The organism is Marinobacter zhanjiangensis (assembly GCF_014651935.1).
In the GTDB taxonomy this organism is placed as follows: Bacteria; Pseudomonadota; Gammaproteobacteria; order Pseudomonadales; family Oleiphilaceae; genus Marinobacter; species Marinobacter zhanjiangensis.
The window spans coordinates 674,710-697,136 of record NZ_BMXV01000002.1; the positions used below are offsets into that span (position 1 = coordinate 674,710).

Below are 22,427 nucleotides of genomic sequence, written 5' to 3' on the forward strand. Positions count from 1 at the left end.
ATGCGAGGTTGGGCCAGCCTGCCGCTCAGCCGTTCACGAACGGCCCGGACCAGTATCTTCTTCGTGGTGCTGGCATTGGTGTGCCTGGCCTTTTCGGACATTGCCGTCACCACGGCGAACCCCTGGCAGGACCTGATGCGGTTCTTCTGGGGCATAGTGACCCCGGATTTCTTCTCCAGTGCCGGGCTGGCCACCGCCGTGCTGCGCACCCTGGCGTTCGCCTTCGTGGGCGTTACCATTGGCAGTATTGCCGGTTTCCTGCTGGCGCTGGTGTACCGGTTCCGGATCGTACGCACCTTCAGCGCCTTTATCCGGGCCATCCATGAGATTTTCTGGGCGCTGATCTTCCTGCAGTTTTTCGGTTTTCACCCGCTCACCGGGGTACTGGCCATTGCCATCCCATACTCGGGTATTTTTGCCAAGGTGTACTCTGAAATCCTGGACGAGGTAGACCCGGAACCCCGCAACCTGCTGCATTCCCGCGTCGGTGCCCTGTCGGCTTTTGCCTACGCCCGGATTCCCGATTGCTGGGAGCAGCTGCGCACCTATACCTCCTACCGTCTTGAGTGCGGGTTTCGTTCCAGTGCCATCCTGGGATTCGTGGGGCTGCCGACCCTGGGCTTTTACCTGGAATCGGCGTTCTCCCAGGGGCATTATTCCGAGGCGGGCGCGGTACTTCTGTTGTTCTATGCGCTGATCGCCACCATTCCCCTGTGGGTCCGGCCGCGGATGCTGCCCTTTTACGTTTTGGCCGCTCCCTTCTTTCTGGGCGACGGGATGCCGATCGTCTGGGGCAATGTAAAACGATTCTTCACCGAAGACATTGTGCCCGCACCGCTACGCGAGGGTGCGACCGGGGAATCCTTCTGGCCGTGGCTTTCCGAATTGCTGGTTGACCAGGCCCTGCCGGGCATCTGGAACACCCTGCTGCTGACCCAGATGGCGCTGGTGGCAACCGGGGTTCTGGCCCTGCTGGCGTTCCCGTTGATTTCCCGCCACTTCGGCAACCGGCTGTCCCGCACAGGCGGGCATGTGCTGCTGGTGGTGGCACGCTCCACGCCGGAGTACATTCTGGCGTATATTCTGTTGCAGCTCTGGGGGCCGTCCATGCTGCCGGCGGTGGTGGCGCTGGCCCTGCACAATGGCGGCATTATCGGCCACCTGATCGGGCGTCAGTCCAGCTTTATTACCCTGCGGCCCGACGCCCCCCGGGGGATTACCCGCTATGGCTATGAACTGGTTCCCAGGGTATACCCGTCATTCCTGGCGTTCCTGTTCTACCGCTGGGAAATCATCATGCGGGAGACCGCGATACTGGGGATTCTGGGTATCTATACCCTGGGTTTCTACGTCGACAGCGCCATACAGAACATCCAGTTCGACAAGGCCATGATCCTGATTCTGGTGACCGCATTGCTCAATATCGGTATCGACATCCTGTCCCGGCGAATCCGCAAAAGGCTGGCCCTGCAGACCATGCCCACCTGCTAGGCTCCAGTGTGGCGGAACACCAGCCGCACCGGCAGGGGGAGCGCTTCCGTGCCCACACGCAGGTTCACCCGCCAGACCATGTCGTCGCCGGTGGAACAGAATGGCGGTACAAAGCGCGCCCGGAAATGGTCCTGATCATCCGTCTTCTCCATTCTCAGGGGGTATTCCCCCATGTACATGGATTCGCCGGTGAGTATTGCGATTACCGGGTCAGAGACGCCCGACAGGGTGAGGTCCATCTGTAACTCGTCGCCCTCCAGGGCAGCCATCGACACGCTTGCCTCCCCTGCCGGCGTCTGCCAGCGGCAGGTCTCCCGCAACGGATAGCATACCGCTGTCGCTGCCAGGTCCTCGCCCTGGCTACCCTGCCCCGTAGTCATCCAGCGATAACCCGGGACTGCTACAGCCACCAGTACGACCAGCACGGCAACAACCAAAAGAGTGCGTCTCATCTGCCTGTCCTGTCCCAATAATTTTCCCGAACTTTTCCCGAACTTTTCCCGAACTTTACCCAAACTCCGTGCCAGGAACGGGCACGCCCGGCGCATTATGCGCTTCCAGCCCCGGAACAATAAACCCGCCGGCTGATCGATCTGGTAGCAAGCAACCGTATAAGGGGGGATACGGGGTGCCCTGCGACCCCCTAACGTGCCAAAATACCCGACTTTTACCAACCTGCTGACGGAGTACCCGCTGTGCAACCGGAACTATCGGTTCAGAACCTCAGCAAGACCTACGACGATGGGTTCCAGGCCCTGAAGAATGTCAGCCTGGATATTGACAAGGGTGAAATCTTCGCCCTGCTCGGCCCCAACGGCGCCGGCAAAACCACCCTGATCAGCATTATCTGTGGCCTGGTCAACCCCTCCAGCGGCAGAGTGACTGCCGCAGGCCATGATATCCAGCGGGATTTCCGGGCGGCGCGGGAAGCGATCGGCCTGGTCCCCCAGGAACTGAGCACGGATTCCTTCGAGAAAGTCTGGAAGACGGTCAGCTTCAGCCGGGGCCTGTTCGGAAAGCCCCCCAACCCCGCCCACATCGAGAAGGTGCTGCGTGATCTTTCCCTGTGGGACAAGCGCAACAACCGGGTGATGTCGCTTTCAGGTGGCATGAAACGGCGGGTAATGATCGCCAAGGCCCTGTCCCATGAACCCGACATCCTGTTTCTGGACGAACCCACGGCCGGGGTGGATGTGGAGCTTCGCCGGGACATGTGGGAAATGGTGCGCAAACTGCGGGAAAGTGGTGTCACCATCATTCTCACCACTCATTACATCGAGGAAGCGGAGGAAATGGCCGACCGTATCGGCGTCATCCGCAACGGCGAACTCATACTGGTGGAAGACAAGTCCACGCTGATGTCAAAACTCGGTCGCAAAGAGCTGCGCCTGCACCTTCATACGCCAATGGAGAAGATGCCCCCGGAGCTTGCAGACCAGCCGATCGAGTTATCCGACGATGGCTACGAACTGATCTATACCTTCAACAGCCAGCAGGAACAGGCGAACGTCGCCCTGCTGCTGCGAACCCTCGGGGAACTGGGTGTAGAATACCGCGACCTGCAGACCCGGGAGAGTTCCCTGGAAGAAATCTTCGTTGGCCTGGTGCACCACGACTGAGCCTGCATCCGAGACAAACTGGAGAGAGTCTATGAACCTGTATGGCGCCCTCGCCATCTACAAGTTTGAAATGTCCCGTATGTGGCGAACCCTTATGCAGAGTGTCGCCTCGCCGGTGATCTCCACGTCCCTGTACTTCGTGGTGTTCGGCTCGGCTATCGGCTCCCGCATGGGAGATATCGACGGTATCAGCTACGGCGCCTACATCATCCCCGGGCTGATCATGCTGACACTTCTGATGCAGAGCATCTCCAACGCCAGTTTCGGCATCTATATGCCGCGGTTCTCCGGCACCATCTATGAAGTGCTGTCGGCGCCGGTGTCCTATGTGGAAGTGGTCATCGGCTATGTCGGGGCGGCCGCCACCAAGTCGGTCATCCTGGGGCTGATCATTCTGGCCACGGCCAGGCTGTTCGTTGACTACAGCGTGCTGCACCCGTTCTGGATGCTGTCTTTCCTGGTGCTGACCGCAGTCACCTTCAGCCTGTTCGGCTTCATTATCGGCATCTGGGCAGACGGCTTCGAAAAACTGCAGATTGTGCCGTTGATGATTGTCACCCCGCTGGTCTTTCTCGGTGGCACCTTCTACTCCATCGACATGCTGCCGGAGATCTGGCAGACCATCACCCTGTTCAACCCGGTGGTCTACCTGATCTCCGGCTTCCGCTGGGCCTTCTACGGCGTATCAGATATACACGTGGGCATCAGTGTGGGCATGATTGTGTTGTTCCTTACCCTGTGTATGGTGCTGGTCAGCTGGATCTTCCGCACCGGTTACCGGCTCAAGCCCTGAGGACATCGATTGATGAACCGGTGTACGGCTATTGCGCTTGTTCTGCTCCCGGTGCTGTTTATCGGCGGGCCGGCGCTCGCCGGGTCGTCGGCCCCGCCCCAGACCCTCGAGTCCTACCAGGCCTGCCTGGTAACCGGGTCTGACGCGATACCGGTACAGCTGGAGCAGGCCACCAGCCCGGTGGAACACCGTTACGGCCTGATGGAGCGCGAATCCCTGCCGGAAGATGCCGGCATGTTGTTTGTCTACCCCGCCGAACGTGACGCCAACGCCGGCTTCTGGATGTACCGGACGCGCATCCCCCTGGACATTGCCTGGCTTGATGATGACGGTGTCATACTGGCCATGGACACCATGACTCCCTGCAAGACCGAATCCGCCAGAAATTGCCCGAGCTGGGCTCCCGGTGTCCGTCACCGGCACGTGCTGGAAATGAATGCGGGCTTCTTTGCCGACCATTCTGTTGCCGTTGGCGACAGATTAGTTGCAAACCTGAACGACAATATTACTTGCCCCTCTGTCGATTAGGTTACCCATTTCGCTTTCCGCCTTGACTGATCTCACAAGCGTCACTTCCTGCACTGTCTTCCTGTTTGCATAAATCCTTATACTGCCCATGGCTATTGCTGGTCAGACGTAAGTAACTGTCGCCAATGAATAAAATTTCATTTATGTGACCGCGATTGGCACCCCGGAAATGGACGTACCGGGGCCAGGAATGCAACTCAAGGATGTGACGCCATGGAACTGCCACCGATTGAAACACTGAAAACCCTGTTTATCGCTGGCCACCTGATCGGTCTCGCCTTTGGTGTCGGCGGCGCCCTGACCCTCGACATCATCGCCTTCCGCTATTTCTACCTCGAACGCATTACCCATGAAAAGCTGGTGCTGTTCCACTTTATTGCGCGACTGGTCACGCTGGGGCTGATCATTCTCTGGGGCACCGGCCTGGCCTTCCTCTGGATCTACTGGCAATCACAGCCCGAACTGCTGGGCAACCCGAAAGTGTGGGCCAAGGTTGTCATCGTGATCGTGCTGACCGTTAACGGTTACTTCCTGCACCACAAGGTGTTCCCCGTACTCGACCGCAACCTGGGCCACCACATGTTTCACCGGGTGACCGTCGACGAGAAAGCTATGATGTTCACCCTGTCCAGCATCTCCATCATTTCCTGGGGCTTCCCCCTGGTACTGGGCATAGCCAGCTCCCTGAATTTCACCACCGGGATGGAGAACATCCTGGCGTTCTATTTCCTCATGCTCAGCAGCACCTGCCTGCTGATGCTGCTGATATTCAAGTTATTCCTCGAGCCCTTCAAACGGTTCGTTATTGACCGGCCTGTCCGCCGTCCGACAGCGAGGTCATAGCGTGGGCTTCCCCGCATACCCGGGTTCCGCAGTATCCAGTGAAAGCAGTACCCCGAGATTTTCACGACCGATGTCAGCAGTACGGTCCACCGCTTGCTACCCGCCCCCGGGCGGTAGTCGTGTTTAACCATCAGGTACAGGATTAAAAACGTGTGCTATGAAGACTAAATCCAGACTGGCACTGCTGTTGTGCAGTACGGCGCTGTCCGGTACAGCAGCCGCTGATTCGCTCTGTGACGTCGATTACAGGATCCAGCACAGCTGGCAGACCGGCGCTGTCCACCGGGTCCAGATGACCTACAACGGCCCCGAGGTCAGCGGCTGGGAGCTGAGCTGGAAATTTCCCGGCCAGGACACCATTGACTCCATCTTCAATGTCAGCCACAGCCAGGAGGGCCAGAACGTAACGGTTGAAAACCTGCTGTGGAATGCCCGCCTGAGTGAGGGACGGGAAATCAAATTCGGTTTCAACGTGCGTAATCCCTCGGGGGAAATACCCGAGGAGTTCTACCTCAACGGCGAGCCCTGCGGCGAACCGGCCGATTCGCCTGAAGATCCGGTAGATCCGGACGAGCCCGATACTCCGGGCGACAATCCGCAAACCCCGGACACCCCGTCAACCTGGTCACTGGACGCCGATGATTCCTATCTCGGTTTCGTCACCACCAAGAATACCAACAAGGTGGAGAGCCATCGCTTTGGCACCCTTTCCGGAGCGGTTTCCGATGACGGTATCGCCACCCTGGACATCGACCTCAACACAGTCGAGACCGGCATTGATATCCGCAATCAGCGCCTGAAAGAGATGCTGTTCCACACCGGCCAGACGCCCACCGCCACCGTGGCCATCGAGCTGGGCGAAAACCTTTCGCAGGTACAGGGCCTGGGTGCCGGCGAAGTCATGACCCTGGACATTCCCGCGCAGGTTCAGATCAGCGGCGAAACCCGCGAACTCAACAGTCAGCTTCGGGTACAGCATCTGGGCGACCAGCGGTTCCTCGTCAGCAGTGCCCAACCGCTGATCATCACGGCGGACCAGTTCGGCCTTCAGGGCGGTGTTGAAGTCCTGCGGGAAGTGGCCGGCCTGAACTCCATCAGCATTGCCGTCCCCGTGGACTTCGCCCTGTTCTTCGAAGCCAACGGGCCCACGACACCGTGACGCGCTCCTGACACCGCATGAGAGAGGCTTTTATGAAACCCTTATTAAAAAACCTGCTGTCACTGACCGCGGGGGTCATGGTCGGCAATGCTGCCCTGGCCAACGAGCTCTGTACCGTGGACTACCAGGAAACCAATAACTGGGGCATGGGCGCCACCCACCAGGTGAGCGTTCAGTACAATGGCCCCGGGCTGGAACAATGGGACCTTTCCTGGACCTTCCCTGGCAACGAAAAGATCTCCAACCTCTGGAAAGGTCATTTCGAACAGCAAGGCAAGCAGGTCGGCGTGATCGATGCCGGCTACAACGGCACTGTTGCCAGCGGCAGCCAGTTCGACTTCGGCTTCAACATCGAGAACCCCTCCGGCAGCCTGCCCACCGAATTTTTCCTTAACGGGGAAAGCTGTGGCAGCCCGGTGGATGATGGCGGATCCGATCCCGGTGATGACTCGCCCGGCGACGACGCCCCCGACAGCGGTACACCGGATGAGCCGGTCATGGGCTGGTCCCTGAACGGTGCCGAGTCGGACTTCTCGTTCATCACCGTCAAGAACACCAACGTGGCGGAAGCCCAGAGCTTCCAGAACCTGCAGGCCTTTGTGGACACCAGTGGCAAGGCTACCCTGGCCATCGACCTGAACACGGTCGACACAGGTATCGGCATACGGGACGAGCGAATCCGTGACTACCTGTTCGCCAGTGGCCTGCTGCCCACCCTGTACTTTACCACCTACGTGGACATAGCGACCGTGACCGCACAGGAACCGGGCGAAGCCGAAATGATGACCCTGGACGGTCGTCTCAGCCTGAACGGCGTCAGCCAGGACACCACCGCGGACGTGATGGTTATCCGCACCGCCGACGACCGTGTCGCGGTACGTACCGCACGGCCGGTGATGATCCAGGGCGGCGACTTCGAGCTGACCGGTGGTATTGAAACCCTGCGTAGCCTGGCCGGGCTGTCCGCCATTGGCCAGACCGTGCCGGTATACTTCAACCTCAGCTTCACGGCAATCACTGGGGATAATGCCGATAACCTGATGCCTGTGGAAGCCGGCACTGCACCGGCGGCGCCATCCATCGTGGATGCAGCCTATACCGCAGCCAACAGCACGGTGACCGTAAGCTGGCAGGATCTCAGCAGCAACGAGACCAGCTTCGTGATCAAGCGTCAAATGGGCGATGGTTACTGGGAGACCCGCGCGGCCGTTGACGCCAATCAGACCCAGTGGATGGAGCAGCTGGAGGCCGAGGGCAACTACACCTACCGGGTGATTGCGGTCAACGACAGCGTACCCTCCATGTCCTCAGGCAATGTGATCGTTAACGCCCAGCCGGGTGACGACATGCCTGGTGATGACGGTGGTGATGACCCGGGGACCGATCCCGGTGAAGACCCCGGCAGTGATGACGGCGGTAACGACAATGGCGGCACACCGGATGATGGTGGTGATTCCGACAACGACAACGGCGGCGATGGCGACGACGGTGAAAACCCCGTAGAAGAACTGGACGGTGCTGAGATCTATGCCACCCAGTGTGCCTCGTGCCACGGCGCAGACGGCTCCGGCGGCGCAGTTGGCGTTTCCCTGACCCAGGCATCCGAGCTCAGCTCACTGGTCAGCTACATCGACGCCACCATGCCACTGGGCAACGCCGGCCGCTGCGTCGATGACTGTGCCCAGACCGTTGGCGAGCACATCGCCGACAACTTCTGGAGCGAACAGGGCGGCGACCCGGTCAGCCTGGAAGACGAGACCGCCGGCCCGCGTCAACTCAACCTGCTGACCCGGTACCAGTATGAAAACGCGGTCACTGACCTGCTGGGCGTGAATGCCGACAACATCACCACCAACTTCCCCACGGAAGCGCGGGTGAAGGGTTTCAGCAACAACGCCGCCAAGAACTACGTGACCGCCCGTCACTTCGACGAGTACATGCGTGCCGCCGCGCAGTTGGCCGGTGATGCTGTCAGCCAGCAGAAAGGCGCCCTGCTCTCCTGTGACGAAAACACCAACGGCTGCGCTCAGCAGTTCGTGGAGAACTTCGGCCTGAAGGCATTCCGTCGTCCGCTGACCAATGAGGAACGCAGTGGCTATGTATCGCTGTTCAAGGACCAGGGTGATTTCAACAGTGGCATGACCGCGGTTATCGAGGCCATGCTGGTCTCCCCCAACTTTCTCTATATCAGCGAGCTGGGCGAAGCCCAGGGCAACGGCGTCTACGAGCTGACGCCCTACGAGCTGGCCTCTCAGCTGTCCTTTATCTTCCAGGGCACCATCCCGGATGACGCCCTGCTGGCCGCCGCAGGCAGCAACCAGCTGGAGACTCCGGAACAACTGGCCAGCCAGGCCCGTCGACTGCTGCAGACCGAGCAGGCCCGCATCCACATGGGTCACTTCGTCGAGCAGTGGCTTGAAGCGGACCCCGCTTCCATGGGCAGCAAGGATCCGCACATCTACCCGCGCTTTAACGGCGACGTTCGCGATGCCATGCACAAGGAGCTGCGGGCGTTCTTCACCCACGTGATGTATGACTCCACCGGCCGATTCCAGGAGCTGCTGAACGCCGACTATGTGTTCGTCAACCAGGCCCTGGCCAACTACTACAACCTGCCGGGCGTGAGTGGTGACAATATCCGCATGGTCACCGATACCACCGGCACCCGCGGCGGCATCCTTGCCACCGGTGCGGTCATGGCCGCCCACGGTCATGCCAACGAATCCGCTCCGATTCCCCGGGGCAACTTCGTGCGCCGTCGTCTGATGTGCCAGGACCTGCCACCACCCCCGGAAGAGCTGGATACCAGCTTCCCGGATCCCGATCCGAACTACACCACCCGTGAGCGGTTTGAAGAGAAAACCGGCGACCCTGACTGCCAGACCTGTCACCTGTACATCAACGGCGTTGGCTTCGGCTTCGCGGCCTTTGACGGTGCCGGTGGCTACCGCACCACCGACAACGGCAAACAGGTCAACACCTACGGTGAAATCTACGGCCTGGAAAGCCTGCTGGACGACTCCAGCGCGGCCTACGACGGGGTTCGCCAGATGCAACAGGTACTGTCGCAGACAGACAGCAGCAAGAGCTGTCTGGCGACCCAGTTCTACCGGTTTGCCCGTGGCTATATCGAAACGTCATCGGATGAAAACACCATCGACAACCTGACCCAGCTGTTCGCAGCCAGCGACTACAACCTGCAAGAGCTGATGGTGGGCATCACTCAGCTGCAGACGTTCACTCTGCGCAGAGATCAATAAGGAGATCGTCATGAATCCCAACAGACGTCAGTTTCTCAAAGGCCTCGGTGGCAGCGCACTCGCGCTGCCCCTGGCGACGATGCCCTGGGCCCGGGTTGCAACAGCGCAGGGTGCTACCGCCAAGCGCGCTATCTTCATGTACATTCCGGACGGGTGTATCCCCCAGCGGTTCCACCCCACCGGCGGTGAGTTTGACTTCCAGCTCAACGAGATGACCAGTCCGCTGGAAGCGGTGCGCCAGCACTGCCTGTTCGCCAGTGGCCTGAACATGTATGAAGGTGGCCACACGCACGAAGGCGGCGTTGCCAAGGTACTCACCGGCAACAACACTGAATCGCTGGATTATTTCCTGGCCCAGCGGCTCGGCTCCGCCACGCCGTTCAAATCCATGAACCTGGGGGTGGCCGCGACCTTCCAGAATGGCGCGGGCAACGTCTTCAACTTCAGTTCCGGGAATGTACCCATCACCCCGAACGACAACCCCATCAACGCCTTCGACACCATGTTCGGTGCGGGCGGCAATGGCGGTGATGAGCCCCTGGCAGACAGGCGCAAGCGCAGCATCCTTGACCGGGTGCTCGCCGACCTGAATGCCATGAACAGCAAACTCGGCCAGAATGAGCGGGAAAAACTGGAGTTCCACACCCAGAGCCTGCGGGAGGTTGAGTCGCGGATCCTGGATGCAGGGGCCGAAGCCGGAGTCTGTAATACCGGCGGCTTCAACAGCGACAACTTCACCGTACCCGAAGGCTGGAACGGCTACCCACCCAAGATCCACCTGGACGAGCACTACCAGACCATCGGGCGGCTGCAGATGGACGTGATTACCGAAGCCTTCTCCTGTGACATGACCCGGGTGGCCTCACTGATGTGGTCCCATCCCGTCAGCCCGCTGCGGCTGGAAGGCATCGACCAGGGTCACCATGACACCTCCCACTATGGCGCCAGAGACAGCGAGACCGCGGACAAATTCGTGCAGTACAAGCAGTACCACATGCGCCAGTTCCGCTACCTGATCGAAAACCTGGCAAGCCGTACCGACACCGACGGCAACAGCCTGCTGCACAACACGGTCATCTTCCTGTGTTCGGAACTGGGTGACAGCAATGCCCACGATCACCGGAACATGCCGTTTATCCTTGCAGGCAACGCCGGCGGCGCCCTGCAAACCGGCCGTTATGTCGACTTCGGCGGCGATGCCCACAGCAAGCTGCTGGTATCCATCGCCAATATGATGGACGTCAACATCGACAGCTTCGGCTACACCGGCCACGGCACCGGCGGCCTGCCCGGCCTGCTCGCCTGATCCAGCGACCCGCCACAGGGAAGTGGCGTCACTGCAGGCAATAACAAGAAACTCGGTCTGAAAAAATTCAGCCCCGCTCTGACGGGGCTTTTTTGTGCGCGCTCACTCAGCCCGGTTTCGGGAGTTAGCAGGCCCTCAGTTGATTCTCCCTGAGGGCATCATGCAAGTCCTTGCTCAACCACGTTTGCTCTGATTCGCGCGGCGCCATCGACGACTCGTAAACCTGAACCCGTTGGCCTCCATGGGCTTTGGCGGCGTACATGGCCTGATCGGCATCGTCCATCAGCGTGTCGACATCCTGGCCATCATTGGGGAAAAGCGCCAGGCCGATGCTGCCGGAAATGTGTATCCGTTGGGAATCAACCTCAAAGCCCTGTTTGAGACTGGTCAGAACTTTCCTGGCGGCTTCCTTCGCACCATTCCTGTTGGTCTCTTGCAGGATCAGGGTGAATTCGTCTCCTCCGAGGCGGGCCAGGGTATCCATGGTCCGGACCCTGGTGCTTATCCGCTCGGCCACCTGCGCCAGAAGCCGATCAGCGGCCTTATGGCCGAGCTGGTCGTTAGTTTGCTTGAAGCCGTCCAGTCCTATGAATAGCAGGGCAAAGGAGCTGCCCTCCCGCTGGGCCTCGAGCAGAACCCGCTCGAGCCGATCAATAAACAATAACCGGTTGGGGAGACCAGTGAGTGGATCGAAATTGACGCTTCGCCAGGCCTGATAGTCAGTTTGCCTGCGCTCAGAGATGTCCCGCGACGTCTTCACGACAGCTTCAATTTCGTTTTGGCCGTTAAAAACCGGGACGAACTGGCAGTCAAAATAGGAGGGTAAACAGAGATGAAACTCCCTGCGCTGAGACTGACCGGTGGTAACGGTTTTACTGATCGCGTCGTGCAGCTCTGTGGCCAGCTCCAGAACCAGATCAAGCGGGGTTTTTCTGTCAATGTCCCGAAGCGGCGCGCTGACGAGATGCTCCATCGAATGAGAATGTTCTTTCAGGGCGCGGCTGTCTTCGCCACGACATTCGGGGCCAGTTTCCTGCAGGTCTTCAAGCAGTTGCATCATTTCGGTCTGAACGAATCGGGCAAGTTTCATAGCAAGGAGTCTCCTCCATCATCTATTGGTGGATACCAACGTATTTCACACACCGCTGAGATCTGCCGCCCGCGTAGCCCTTTAAACATGGTTTCAGAAAGCCATGTCGGGTATACCAGTCAAAGTACTCAATGAAGATCTTCAAGGGGAAGCCCCCGTAAATCTCTCCAGCCTCTACAGGAAAAAGGAAAATCAGCGCTTCCAGACACTAATTTTTCCGTCGATGCCAATCTCGCGTGGGAGATGCAGGAGAGAGCTTACATAAAGCCCACCCCAATGCCCGAGTTTCAAAATAAGTGTCCGTTAATTCAAAAATTATCAGTAACAGCCCACTCGCCTCTGTTCGGTAACAAACAGTCGAGGTTATTGTTCTGCGGAATCGGAAGCTTCCGTCAGCCGATCGCGATAAAGACGATTGTTCCAGTCCTGAACAATGATCTGCGACCTGAAAAGTTCCCAGAACTCCCGGGCGTAGACAACCAGGAGCAGGAAGACGGCAGGCCAGATCGAGCCGGACAGGAACAGGCCAATCGAAATAATCAGTGCGAAAAGAACAATGAGTCCCCTCACCCATCGCCTCAGATAGAAGTGATGCAGCCCCACCATGAAAAACCAGTTTAACGTGGCGTATGTGTCAGGGTCCTTCACCTCTTTTCGGACCATGTCGAAAAACTGTCTCTTCTGCTCGTCGGGCAGTTCCCGAATCGCTTGACGGAGTGACTCCTCCTCCGCTTCAACATCAGCCTGCCTCAACATGATCTGTGTCCTTCAACACCGGCTCGATACACTTGCAGATAGCGTCGGGCCTGTTGCACCGGCGCAGTCGATTCAACGTCAGCTTTAATCCGTGGCGGAACCCGAAATGCCCGATCGCCTCTTCAGCATAGGCAGAACAGCTGGGTTCGAAATTACAGTCGACTCCGAACCACCTTGCTCCGCCACCGGTCTTCCGATAAAAACGGATCAGTCCCAGTGCCGGCCCTTTCAGCATCCTTTACCGCCCCTCAAATCCATGCTTACTACCGGCCCAGGGTAACGATGACCGCTTCGCGCTGCCAGAACAGCCAGAAACGCTTCATCTCCAGCACCTGGAAAACAACCTGCCAGCCCTCAGCGGCATAACGGTTGAGCTCGGCCTCAATCTTTCTGAGCGGCAGCCCGGAGGACCCAAGCAGCAGCGTACCGCAACCACCCTCTGCAATATGAACCATCTTGTATTCCGAAAAACCGCCCGTTGCCATAAAACCTCCTCAGTAAAACCCATTGGATAACCAGTACTTGCGTGACCGGTTGCGCGTGTGACCAGACCGGACTCTAAACCATAAGAGCGGGGAAGCCGGCTCCGTTTTACAAAAAACTGCAATTCAGTGCTAGTGTCCCGTTGGTAAGGTCTCAAAAGAACGACCCGGTCCCCTATCAACATTTCCCGATCACAAGGAGCCAGGACACATGGCAGAGCAACTCCCGGTCATACTCGTAACCGGCGGCGCCCAGGGCATCGGCAAGGGCATTGCTGCCAGTTTCCTGGACAAGGGCTGGCGAGTGGTGGTTGTCGATCAGGATGCAGACGCCATCCAGGCATGCAGACAGGGTTTCGGCAATCCGGACAACCTGCTCATGATCGAAACGGATGTTTCCCGCGAGTCCGAGGTGGTCGCCGCCGTGGCCGCGGCCGTGGAATGGGGTGAGCGGCTTGACGCCGTGGTCAATAATGCGGGACTGGCGGATCCGGACACCGGGCCTGTTGAGACGCTTGAGCTTGCCCAGTGGCAGCGGCGAATCGACGTCAACCTGACCGGGGCCTTCCTGATGGCAAAGCACACGGTGCCGCACCTCCGCAAAACCGGGGGCAGCATCGTCAACATGGCCTCCACCCGCGCGCTTCAGTCCGAGCCGGATAGCGAGGCCTACGCGGCCAGCAAGGGCGGCCTGCTCGCCCTGACCCACGCTCTGGCTGTGAGCCTGGGCCCGGATGTCCGGGCTAACAGCATCAGCCCCGGCTGGATCGATGTCCGTGCCTGGCAGGCCAATGCGCCCTCCGAGCCCGCCCCCCTGTCGGCCTCCGATCATCAGCAGCACCCCAGTGGCCGCGTGGGCACACCCGGCGACGTAGCGGCCATGGTCGCCTACCTGGTCTCGCCTGAGGCCCGGTTCGTGACCGGTCAGAACTTCGTGATCGATGGCGGCATGACCCGCAAGATGATTTACGAGGACTAGTCCGCCAATCCGCATCACCGGCGAGGCCGTAATGCAAAATGACAATAATTGAGGAGAGAGCGTATGAGCAATCCAGTCATTGCAGATAACAAGCCCGCAAAAGTCACGTTGGAGAAAGGCAAAAAGTACGTGTTCTGCGCCTGCGGGCGTTCGGCCAACCAACCCTTCTGCGACGGCTCCCACTCAGGCACGGGCATCACCCCCAAACCCTTCGTGGCGGAAGAAGACGGCCATGCGTTCCTCTGCCAGTGCAAACACACTGGCGATGCCCCCTACTGTGACGGCACCCACGCTCAATTCGACAAGGATCAGGTTGGCACGGAAGGCCCCGGCTAGGAGCCAACCGCGGACAGCATCAGAGGTTGAAGTTTACCGAGAGATAATCCGTCAAAGCGGCCTCAACATTTTCCCTGACCTGGCTGGAAATAAACTCCATGCTCTGGCCATAGCCAATACTTCCATAAGGCTTGTCATAAATAACCGCAGGCCGGGGATTGTAACGTCCGAAGCCCACATCAACGGTGTACGCCACAAACGAGTCGTCACTGGACCTCAGGCAGGTCAGTATCACATTCAGATAGAGCGGATCTGACAGTGAAGCCACTGGCTTGATCCGGGACCGGATGAAAATACCCTCGATCAATTCATTAAGGTGATCCTCTTCGGCTCCGAAGCATTCATTGTCCGTGAACGTATAATAGGCCAGCGTATTCGGATCATCCTGCGTGAGCACCTTTTCGTACCAGGGTTCAAGATCAGACGAATAAGCGTTGCCGGCAAGCAAAGCCAAAAAAGCACACAGAATGAGCGATAGACGGGGCATGGTTAAATCCTGACTTCTTGGTTGGTTTTTGACGGGAAGCGCGGAAATATAGCACAGGGGTGGGTGTCAGTCTCTTTTGACCGTGTCACCACTTCCGACAGGTGCGGCCTCGGCCCTATTCGGCCAGCGGATCAGGCACTGCAGAGGATAACGTCGTCTGGCCTGTCGCCTCAGCCACTGTTCTTGCGGTTCGCTCCAATGTCAGTGCCAGCCGTTCAAACATGCCTTCGATGATCACCGTTTTCTGATCCGGGTTCCGTTGGCCATGAATCGCCTCAAGCAGCCTGGCATTCGCCTTCCGGAACGCTGGATTCGTGGCCCCCCGGGCACTCAACAGGTAGGTTTCGGCCAGGGTCTGCTGCCACTCCTTCAGAAGCGTATCAACCGTGGGACTGCGATGGTCCTGAATCAGCCTGCGCAGACGAATGGACACATGCCCGAGATTGAGCCCGGTAAATCCCAGGTCCGTCATGTAGCGATCGCTGCTTCCGGAACTCTGGTCATAATTGGCCAGCCGCAACAGGCGCTCCCCCATACGACCATTGAACCAGTTTTCCGCCTGTTCGTGATCGTCAATAACGACCAGATCACGGGCCGTTGATCTCAGCAGGCGACGCTGCATAAACCGACTGTCCGGTGGAGTAATGAGTTTGAATACCCAATAGAGAATACTGATTCCCACAAACAGCCCCAAAGCAATATTCACCGCGCTTTCGGCATTGAATGTCATGCTGTTGCTTGGCTGCGTGATGATGGTGAACGAAATACAGAAGCCCAGGCCGTAAGGCAGCGTAGGACGATCGGCAAGGGCCAGCAGGCCAAAGAAATAAGGTCCGGCCAAAACCAGAACCAGGAGCTCAAAATTGCCGCTGACCCTGGATAACAGGCCCAGCCCGAAGAACAGTGCGAAAGGGATAGCCACCGTTGCGCCAAGCAGCACCCGACGCAGAATAGGCGTCAGCTCAGCCAGCGAAAAACGGGCGAACATCACGGAAAATACCACGGGCATGATCATGATCATCAAGGCTGCCGAGCTTGCCGTCTGGATCCAGATAACCGCCCCGATGACAAATATCATGGCTGTGCGAAACCCGTTGATCAGTCCGACCAGCGGATCCCGATGGGTTTCCAGCATGGGTGCCTTGAGCAACGTCCGGTCACGGCTTTCCAGCGCGTTGTAGGCCCGCAATACCACCACCAGATCACTCACCAGCTCCAGTGCCGTCCTGGTCAGGCGCGTGACGATGGCGGACTCATTCCTGAACCCGGTTTGTTGCTCCAGCAAGGATCGCCGCAGCTCGTGGGCAAGCACGTAGCTTTTCTGATAGGTGTCTGCTTCCGCGATTTCCCCGAAGTAACGGCGCATCTGGCTGAGCACCTCACTGAACGCGGGTGACACCAGGTCGCCATGATTCCGGTGGAAGCGCCCCAAAATCTGGGTGACCGCCAGCAGGGACATTACCTTGTTGCACAACAAATGGGCTGCCCTGCTCCGGCCGGAGCCTTCCGGGCCTTCGTAGGTAACAGCGCTGGAATCGTCATTGAGTGCCACCAGGGTTTCGAGAATTTCGTCCGCGTGTTGGTGACGCTGCTCGTGGGAGCTTCCTGGCTCCAGCTCCAGCGTGAGATAGGCCAGCGTTTTGTTAATCACGTTGCGGGCATTCACACGCAGGCCATCTTTCACGGTCACTGGCCATAACAGCTGGCTGACCAGCATGGCACACACGGCGCCAGTGGCGATCTCGCTGATCCGGGCCTGGGCGATGGCAAAAACCGCCTGGCTGTTGGTGGTGCTGGCATCCGCCATCACCAGGATAACCACCAGCCCGGCCGTCATCCCCGCCATCGCGAAAGCATAGATATAGTTGGTGTTGTGCACCATGGAGGAGGCTGCCGAATTCAGACCAATCCACAGAGTTAGCAGGCCCAATGCCAGAAGTGGATACGGTGTCAGGAAGGCAAGCACCACAACGCCAAAGCCGCCGCCAACCGCCGAACCACCGATCAGGCAAAGCGCCTTCTCGATTACCAGTCCACTCTCCGGCCGGATCTGGAGAAAGACCGCCGCGACCATCGCCCAGTAAGGACGGTCCAGTTGCAGGGCCATCGACACAAACAACGCCAACGCCATGGCGACCACACCCTTGATGGCAAAAATCACGGCGTATCGGTTCGGGGTCAGGAGTTGCGTGAGTAGCGGATGGAGAGACATACGCACCGGCTCGCTACTCGGAGTCCAGATAAATCGACACCGTCATCCCGGCACTCAGATGTATATCCTCCGGCACCGGATCCAGCGCGATATTCACCGGAATCCGCTGGGCCAGCCGCACCCAGTTGGATGTCTGCTGTACCCGGGGAAGCATCTGATCGTTGCTGCTGGTGTTGGTATCGGCAATTCCCGGGGAAATGCTGACAACGGTGCCAGTCAACGTGCGGTCGGCACCCATCAGTGTCATCCGAGCGGGCTGCCCCACCTGCACCAACTGCAGTTTGGTTTCTTCAAAGTACCCGGTGACGTAAAACGAATTGGCTATCACCTCAGATAACACCGCCGTTCCTTTATTAACGTAATTGCCCTGACGCAAATGCAGGTTGCTGATGGTGCCGTCTGCCGGTGCCACCACCTGTGTGCGCTCCAGATCAATACGCGCCATCTCCAGTTCCGCCATGGCACGTTCATAACTTGCCTGCGCAGACTCCATCTGAATGCGGTAGATTTCCAGCGCTTCCTCAGTGGTGGCCTGGGGGTCAGCGTCCCCTTGTCGACTCTGGTACTTATGCCTGGCCAACTCCAGAGCGCTGCGTTTCTCTGCGACTTTCGCCCTGGCTTCCGCAAACACCACCTGATAGCGCGTATCGTCAATAGTAAAGAGCGGATCGCCCTGGTTGACAGCCTGATTGTTCTTCACGCTCACTTGCGTGACCCAGCCTGAAACATCTGGCGCAATCGTGATGACATCGGCACGAATCCTTCCGTCGCGGGTCCAGGGCGAATACAGATAATGGTTCCAGACCCAACTGCCGGCGACAATCGCCAGCGCGATCACCAGCAACGTAATACCGACACGCAGTAGCTTTCCCATGAGTCTTCCCTAGTTCCCAAACAGATAAACAATGATTGCCAGGTAGCAAACGAATGCAGCGACATCGAACCATGCCTGCTTCCAGATGTAGCGGTGCAGGTCCAGACGGTGCAACGCAAACCGGGTGACAGCGCTTAAAATAAACGCCATCGGCACCAGCACCAACAATGGGCTGAACAGCATTCCGCCAAAGCTCAGTTCGTGAAGCATGCGTCCCTTCTCGTTGTGTGATGGCTGAAGTGGCTACGAAAGCTGTTAATCATGCCCCCAAAATATACTCGATCTGTATACCCTGAAATAGTTTTCTGGAATCATGTTAATGGAGTACGCGGACTCCTGATGTTGACGTTTTTTTAACCACGTTGGTACCCGCTGACCTATCACGGAGGATGTCTCTCGCTATGAAGCTCGCCCAATTTATTCAGACGGAAATGGAACAACTTCTTAAAGACTGGGAAGAAGCCGCGGTGGAAATAGCCCCGGAATTGAGGGGCGAAGACAGCCGCGCCCTGGAGGACCATGCTCGTGCAATGCTCGAGTTTGTTACCCAAGACCTTTTGACACCCCGGACCGATCGGGAGTCGGCACGCAAAGCACAAAAGAAAGCCAGATCTCCCGCTTCGGAAGCCGCTGATAAACATGGTTCAGACCGGCATATTCAAGGTCTTTCCATGCTTCAGATGATACAGGAGCTGCGGACCCTGCGGGTACGGGTTATACAGGACTGGCGTGAGGCTCAGCGGGGCAGCGCCGACAGCGATATCGATGAGATTCTGAGTTTTATCGAGGCTATTGATCAATTGATCGCCGACTCGGTGTCGAGCTACTCCGCCCGAAAAGAACAGGAAACACGCCTGTTCGAAGCCATGCTGAAAGTTTCCCCCGACCCCTCCGCCATATTCGATCCCGACGGCAAGGTGCTGTTTCTTAACATTCCAATGGCCGATCTGGCGAATAAGCCATTTCGGGATGCTATCGGAAAAACCCCGCTTGAGCTGGGCCTGGGCTTTGCCACAGATTTGCAAGAGGCGATTGCTGAAACCGTTGCTACTGGCCAGTTTCAGCGCAGGGAGTTCCATTGCGCCTTGCCCTCAGGCCCGGAGAGGCACTTCGACTGCCAGCTTGTCCCGGTCTTTAACGACCGGAACGAAGTAGAAGCTGTCGCAAAGACGTCGCGGGACATCACTGAGCGCAAACAGGCCGAGCGCCAGGTTTGGCGTAGCGCGAATTATGATTCACTGACCGGCCTCCCCAATCGACGGCTGTTTCTCGATCGGCTTGAGCAGAACCTGCTGGAGGCCGAACGAAGGGAAAGTTCCTTTGCCCTGCTGTTCATCGACCTGGACCGCTTCAAGCAAGCTAACGACCAGCTCGGCCACAAGGCTGGTGACCGACTTCTGACGAAGGTGGCCGAACGGATAAGTACCAGTGTCCGTGCCATGGACACCGTGGCCCGTCTTGGCGGAGACGAATTCACGGTGATACTGAAGGAAACTGGCAGGGAAGGTGCGAAGGAAGCTGCCAGGGCTCTCCTGTCAAGTCTTGAGCAGGCGTTTGACGTTGATTCTCACCGGGTATCCATTTCCGGCAGCATAGGGCTGACTCTTTTCCCCGATGATGGAAAGGATGTCGACCAGCTGATGCACAACGCCGACCAGGCCATGTACGCCGCAAAAGAATATGGAGGCCAACAGGTTCAGATCTACGAGTCCTGGATGGCGCGGAGCGAATCAGAGCATATGCGGTTAAACAGGGAACTGAATGACGCCCTCGGGGAGAACCAACTGGAGGTTTACTACCAGCCTATAATCGACATCCACACTGGCGCCATAACCAGGGCTGAAGCTTTGCTCCGGTGGAATCATCCGGACAAGGGGTTATTGACTCCGGACGCCTTTCTCAGCATCACTGAACAAAACGACCTGGCAGACCGCATCAACGCCTATGTACTGGAGCAGGCCGTAGCCTGCTCGCGCCGGTGGCGCGACCTGAATGGGGAAGCGTTTCCGATTAGCATAAACGAATCACCAGCCTCCTTTTTTACACGAAGCCTTGTGAACCAATGGCGAGAGCGGCTGACACAAGTGGGTCTTGATGAGAGCCGGGTCACCATGGAACTCACCCCGGCGTCCCTGAACAACATTCGTGACTCCGGTTTCAATCCGGTCAAGGGCTTGGGTTTGGCAGGTTTGCGGCTAAACCTGGCAATCGACGACTTTGGTATTGAACCTTTCTCTTTACTGGCTCTTCAGGAGTTCAGGATGGAGAGCGTCAAGGTAGACAGAGAGCTGATCCAGGACGCTGGTCAGGGGGGTGATTCCGACCGCATACTCGAAGCCATAATCGCCATGGCTCACGCGATAAACGTCCAAGTGGTTGGGGTAGGCGTTGAAAACGACGAGCAGTGGCAATTCCTCTCCCGTACCGGGTGCGACTATGCCCAGGGCTTCCTGTTCTCCCGGCCCCTCCGTCAGGATGATTTCGAGACATTACTCAGACAGGACCGCGAGACAAAGTCTTCTTAAAGTCGGTTGGTGCACCCAGGGTATCCACTACCGTGAGATCGCCCCAGAGTGGCCGTTACCGGTCAAGTGAAGGCCCGGGATTGTCCCCACGTTTCTGTTGTCTGTGAATCGGGGACCGATCAGTTTTTTTGGGGGTCGAAAATAATCTACCCCAGTTTTATTCCCATGTTGTCATCGTCGCCGAGCCCAAGCGACGTTTCAGGGGACAGTCACTGCATACCATTTTCACTTTCCTCGCTACGGCCAACACCGCTCGCGATACCTGCTTGCTTCCGCCAAATGCCGTATGGATCGAATGGCGTCCTGCATGATTCCGAGTCGAGCACCCAGACCTTGGTAGACCAGCTTTGGGTCATGCCAAAGCTGTTTTCGCACTCCACATAGCCGGCTTGTTCAAAGGCATTGGTCCAGTAGAGCTGTGCCGCAAACTTGCCTGATATCATGAGTATCAAGCCCAGGATGAGAGAATAGCCCATCGCCTTCGTGATCTTTTTATCTAACGAACGAGGCCTTTCTCCTTTATAGGCCAGAAACAGGCTGTAAAAACCCATAAGCAGGAGAGAAAGTAATACTGCCCATCCGCCATAGTAAAAGAGAAAGCCGGTATCTTGCAGGACGACCGCTACTTTAGATTGTTGCAACTGCAGGTATAAATTGGTGTTGTCGGCGATTGTAGTAAATGAGTAGACAATGAAGAATACCGAAATGGCTACAAAAAAAACGCCAAACAGCAGCATTGACCTTCGATCAACATTCTGACGGGAAGTGGCCATTTCAAGCGCTCCGGGGTTCAGTAACCGGTTAAAACCTGTACTCTAATGGTCGCTCTATCTGGCTGGGGGTTTGATTTCCCCATGCAGCAGACCAAAAATCGGAGCACTTGCGATGATCACCAGCAGGAATCCGGCAGCGGCAGCCCAGAGAGAGCCAAAGTGTGACCAGGCGGCACCACCAACCAAAAACGCGATCAGGGTCGCGATCTGGATGAAATAGGCTGCGGCGAGGTATCGGACAATAGCCACCAGGCTTTTGAGAATTTTCATCATCCGCAAATGGCCTTGAAGTCGATGTTCTCTGGCTTTGAGCAGAATTCACTGATCGGTATCGGGCCGGTTCCCACCTGGGCGAGTTTGTTGATCTCCACCAGTATGTCTCTGAGCCATTCCATTTGTTCCAGTTCCTCAGCCGATAACGCAGCCTTGCCCAGTAGCAGTTCAAAGTGGGGTGGTATCTGCATATCGGAACCGGTCAGAATGGAGAATAGCACGTCGCGCAGTTTGGCTCTGCCAAGGCCAACGGCCATCATGCCGGCGCCGTAACTGGCCAATGAGACGTTGGTGACAAAGACCCCTATGCCAATGGAAAATTGGGCAGGCCGCCTGAGTCTGCCGATTTGGCCACGGCCCCATCGTCCGCCAGTGGTGGCGTAGGTGGTAAAACCACCCCCAGCCAGGCGCCCGGCGAGCATCGAACGATGATATTTGAAGGCATACCGTACAACGTTTGAGAGAACGGGGGCATCTTCACGCACGAGGGTGCCCGTGGCGTCATCCCACAAGGGAGCAAGAGCCTGACCCAGTTGTTAGTGGCCAATTAAAATGACCCACTACTGGCCATTAATTTTGACCCACCTCCGAGTGGCCGTCAGGCCACAGAACCAGCTACTGTCCCCCGCTTTTATCGATGG

At 57.8% G+C, this 22,427-nt stretch carries 23 protein-coding genes; 11 read left to right on the plus strand and 12 right to left on the minus strand.

The features are described 5' to 3' along the window. Entirely contained in the window at positions 1–1,491 is a 1,491-nt protein-coding gene (locus IE079_RS06515) for a PhnE/PtxC family ABC transporter permease (protein WP_189574522.1), read from the plus strand. Here IE079_RS06515 and IE079_RS06520 read toward each other — a convergent pair. Next, positions 1,488–1,943, minus strand: a complete 456-nt coding sequence (locus IE079_RS06520; protein ID WP_189574525.1) for a hypothetical protein — start codon at positions 1,941–1,943, stop codon at positions 1,488–1,490. The genes IE079_RS06515 and IE079_RS06520 overlap by 4 nt on opposite strands. A 243-nt stretch (positions 1,944–2,186) precedes the next feature. On the opposite strand from IE079_RS06520, the gene IE079_RS06525 reads away from it, so the two are divergent. The 7 genes from IE079_RS06525 to IE079_RS06555 all read left to right on the plus strand — a co-directional run bounded on the left by IE079_RS06525 (position 2,187) and on the right by IE079_RS06555 (position 10,999). After that, positions 2,187–3,110: an ABC transporter ATP-binding protein gene (locus IE079_RS06525; protein WP_189574529.1), complete on the plus strand. Its 924-nt coding sequence runs from the start codon at positions 2,187–2,189 to the stop codon at positions 3,108–3,110. A 31-nt stretch (positions 3,111–3,141) separates the two neighbouring features. Further along, a complete protein-coding gene (locus IE079_RS06530; protein WP_189574532.1) occupies positions 3,142–3,903 on the plus strand; it encodes an ABC transporter permease in 762 nt (253 codons plus the stop codon). Positions 3,904–3,915: 12 nt separating this feature from the next. Further along, the gene (locus tag IE079_RS06535; protein WP_189574535.1) at positions 3,916–4,431 is read left to right on the plus strand and encodes a DUF192 domain-containing protein; all 516 of its coding nucleotides are present in this window, start codon (positions 3,916–3,918) and stop codon (positions 4,429–4,431) included. Positions 4,432–4,644: 213 nt separating this feature from the next. Continuing rightward, positions 4,645–5,274 (plus strand): hypothetical protein, encoded by a 630-nt coding sequence (locus IE079_RS06540; protein WP_189574538.1) that lies wholly within the window; start codon positions 4,645–4,647, stop codon positions 5,272–5,274. Positions 5,275–5,431: 157 nt separating this feature from the next. Continuing rightward, positions 5,432–6,433 carry a cellulose binding domain-containing protein gene (locus tag IE079_RS06545; RefSeq protein WP_189574541.1) on the plus strand — a complete coding sequence of 334 codons (1,002 nt, stop codon included), beginning with the start codon at positions 5,432–5,434 and terminating at the stop codon, positions 6,431–6,433. A 32-nt stretch (positions 6,434–6,465) separates the two neighbouring features. Next, positions 6,466–9,693: a DUF1592 domain-containing protein gene (locus tag IE079_RS06550; RefSeq protein WP_189574545.1), complete on the plus strand. Its 3,228-nt coding sequence runs from the start codon at positions 6,466–6,468 to the stop codon at positions 9,691–9,693. A gap of 10 nt (positions 9,694–9,703) precedes the next feature. Then, positions 9,704–10,999, plus strand: coding sequence for a DUF1552 domain-containing protein (locus tag IE079_RS06555; RefSeq protein WP_189574548.1), 1,296 nt, complete (start codon positions 9,704–9,706; stop codon positions 10,997–10,999). 124 nt (positions 11,000–11,123) lie between these two features. Here IE079_RS06555 and IE079_RS06560 read toward each other — a convergent pair whose 3' ends face one another. From IE079_RS06560 to IE079_RS06575, 4 genes are all read right to left on the minus strand, one after another. After that, positions 11,124–12,089 (minus strand): sensor domain-containing diguanylate cyclase, encoded by a 966-nt coding sequence (locus IE079_RS06560; RefSeq protein ID WP_189574567.1) that lies wholly within the window; start codon positions 12,087–12,089, stop codon positions 11,124–11,126. A 363-nt stretch (positions 12,090–12,452) separates the two neighbouring features. Then, entirely contained in the window at positions 12,453–12,845 is a 393-nt protein-coding gene (locus tag IE079_RS06565) for a TM2 domain-containing protein (RefSeq protein ID WP_189574570.1), read from the minus strand. Next, positions 12,829–13,080 (minus strand): membrane protein insertion efficiency factor YidD, encoded by a 252-nt coding sequence (gene yidD / locus IE079_RS19085; RefSeq protein WP_227712350.1) that lies wholly within the window; start codon positions 13,078–13,080, stop codon positions 12,829–12,831. The genes IE079_RS06565 and yidD overlap by 17 nt, the downstream gene beginning before the upstream one ends. Positions 13,081–13,108: 28 nt before the next feature. Then, positions 13,109–13,330, minus strand: a complete 222-nt coding sequence (locus tag IE079_RS06575) for a DUF4177 domain-containing protein (RefSeq protein ID WP_189574573.1) — start codon at positions 13,328–13,330, stop codon at positions 13,109–13,111. A gap of 208 nt (positions 13,331–13,538) precedes the next feature. On the opposite strand from IE079_RS06575, the gene IE079_RS06580 reads away from it, so the two are divergent. Beyond that, the gene (locus IE079_RS06580; protein ID WP_189574576.1) at positions 13,539–14,306 is read left to right on the plus strand and encodes an SDR family oxidoreductase; all 768 of its coding nucleotides are present in this window, start codon (positions 13,539–13,541) and stop codon (positions 14,304–14,306) included. A 63-nt stretch (positions 14,307–14,369) separates the two neighbouring features. Continuing rightward, positions 14,370–14,642 carry a CDGSH iron-sulfur domain-containing protein gene (locus IE079_RS06585; protein ID WP_189574579.1) on the plus strand — a complete coding sequence of 91 codons (273 nt, stop codon included), beginning with the start codon at positions 14,370–14,372 and terminating at the stop codon, positions 14,640–14,642. A gap of 19 nt (positions 14,643–14,661) precedes the next feature. On the opposite strand, the gene IE079_RS06590 is transcribed toward IE079_RS06585, so the two are convergent. From IE079_RS06590 to IE079_RS06605, 4 genes are all read right to left on the minus strand, one after another. Beyond that, positions 14,662–15,129 (minus strand): hypothetical protein, encoded by a 468-nt coding sequence (locus IE079_RS06590; RefSeq protein ID WP_189574582.1) that lies wholly within the window; start codon positions 15,127–15,129, stop codon positions 14,662–14,664. Between the two features lie 115 nt (positions 15,130–15,244). After that, the gene (locus IE079_RS06595) at positions 15,245–17,341 is read right to left on the minus strand and encodes an FUSC family protein (RefSeq protein ID WP_189574585.1); all 2,097 of its coding nucleotides are present in this window, start codon (positions 17,339–17,341) and stop codon (positions 15,245–15,247) included. Between the two features lie 13 nt (positions 17,342–17,354). Next, a complete protein-coding gene (locus tag IE079_RS06600; RefSeq protein WP_189574589.1) occupies positions 17,355–18,215 on the minus strand; it encodes an efflux RND transporter periplasmic adaptor subunit in 861 nt (286 codons plus the stop codon). Positions 18,216–18,224: 9 nt separating this feature from the next. Beyond that, positions 18,225–18,425 carry a DUF1656 domain-containing protein gene (locus IE079_RS06605; RefSeq protein WP_189574592.1) on the minus strand — a complete coding sequence of 67 codons (201 nt, stop codon included), beginning with the start codon at positions 18,423–18,425 and terminating at the stop codon, positions 18,225–18,227. Between the two features lie 191 nt (positions 18,426–18,616). Between IE079_RS06605 and IE079_RS06610 the strand changes: the two genes are divergently transcribed. Next, the gene (locus IE079_RS06610) at positions 18,617–20,740 is read left to right on the plus strand and encodes a putative bifunctional diguanylate cyclase/phosphodiesterase (RefSeq protein ID WP_189574595.1); all 2,124 of its coding nucleotides are present in this window, start codon (positions 18,617–18,619) and stop codon (positions 20,738–20,740) included. Between the two features lie 209 nt (positions 20,741–20,949). Here IE079_RS06610 and IE079_RS06615 read toward each other — a convergent pair whose 3' ends face one another. From IE079_RS06615 to IE079_RS06625, 3 genes are read right to left on the minus strand one after another with little or no spacing between them, the layout of a single operon-like run. Then, positions 20,950–21,513, minus strand: coding sequence for a DUF1240 domain-containing protein (locus tag IE079_RS06615; protein ID WP_189574598.1), 564 nt, complete (start codon positions 21,511–21,513; stop codon positions 20,950–20,952). 54 nt (positions 21,514–21,567) lie between these two features. After that, complete coding sequence (locus tag IE079_RS06620) at positions 21,568–21,786, minus strand: hypothetical protein (RefSeq protein WP_189574601.1); 219 nt, start codon at positions 21,784–21,786, stop codon at positions 21,568–21,570. Beyond that, the gene (locus IE079_RS06625; protein WP_189574604.1) at positions 21,783–22,271 is read right to left on the minus strand and encodes a hypothetical protein; all 489 of its coding nucleotides are present in this window, start codon (positions 22,269–22,271) and stop codon (positions 21,783–21,785) included. Before IE079_RS06625 ends, IE079_RS06620 begins: the two co-directional genes overlap by 4 nt. Positions 22,272–22,427 lie beyond the last annotated feature (156 nt).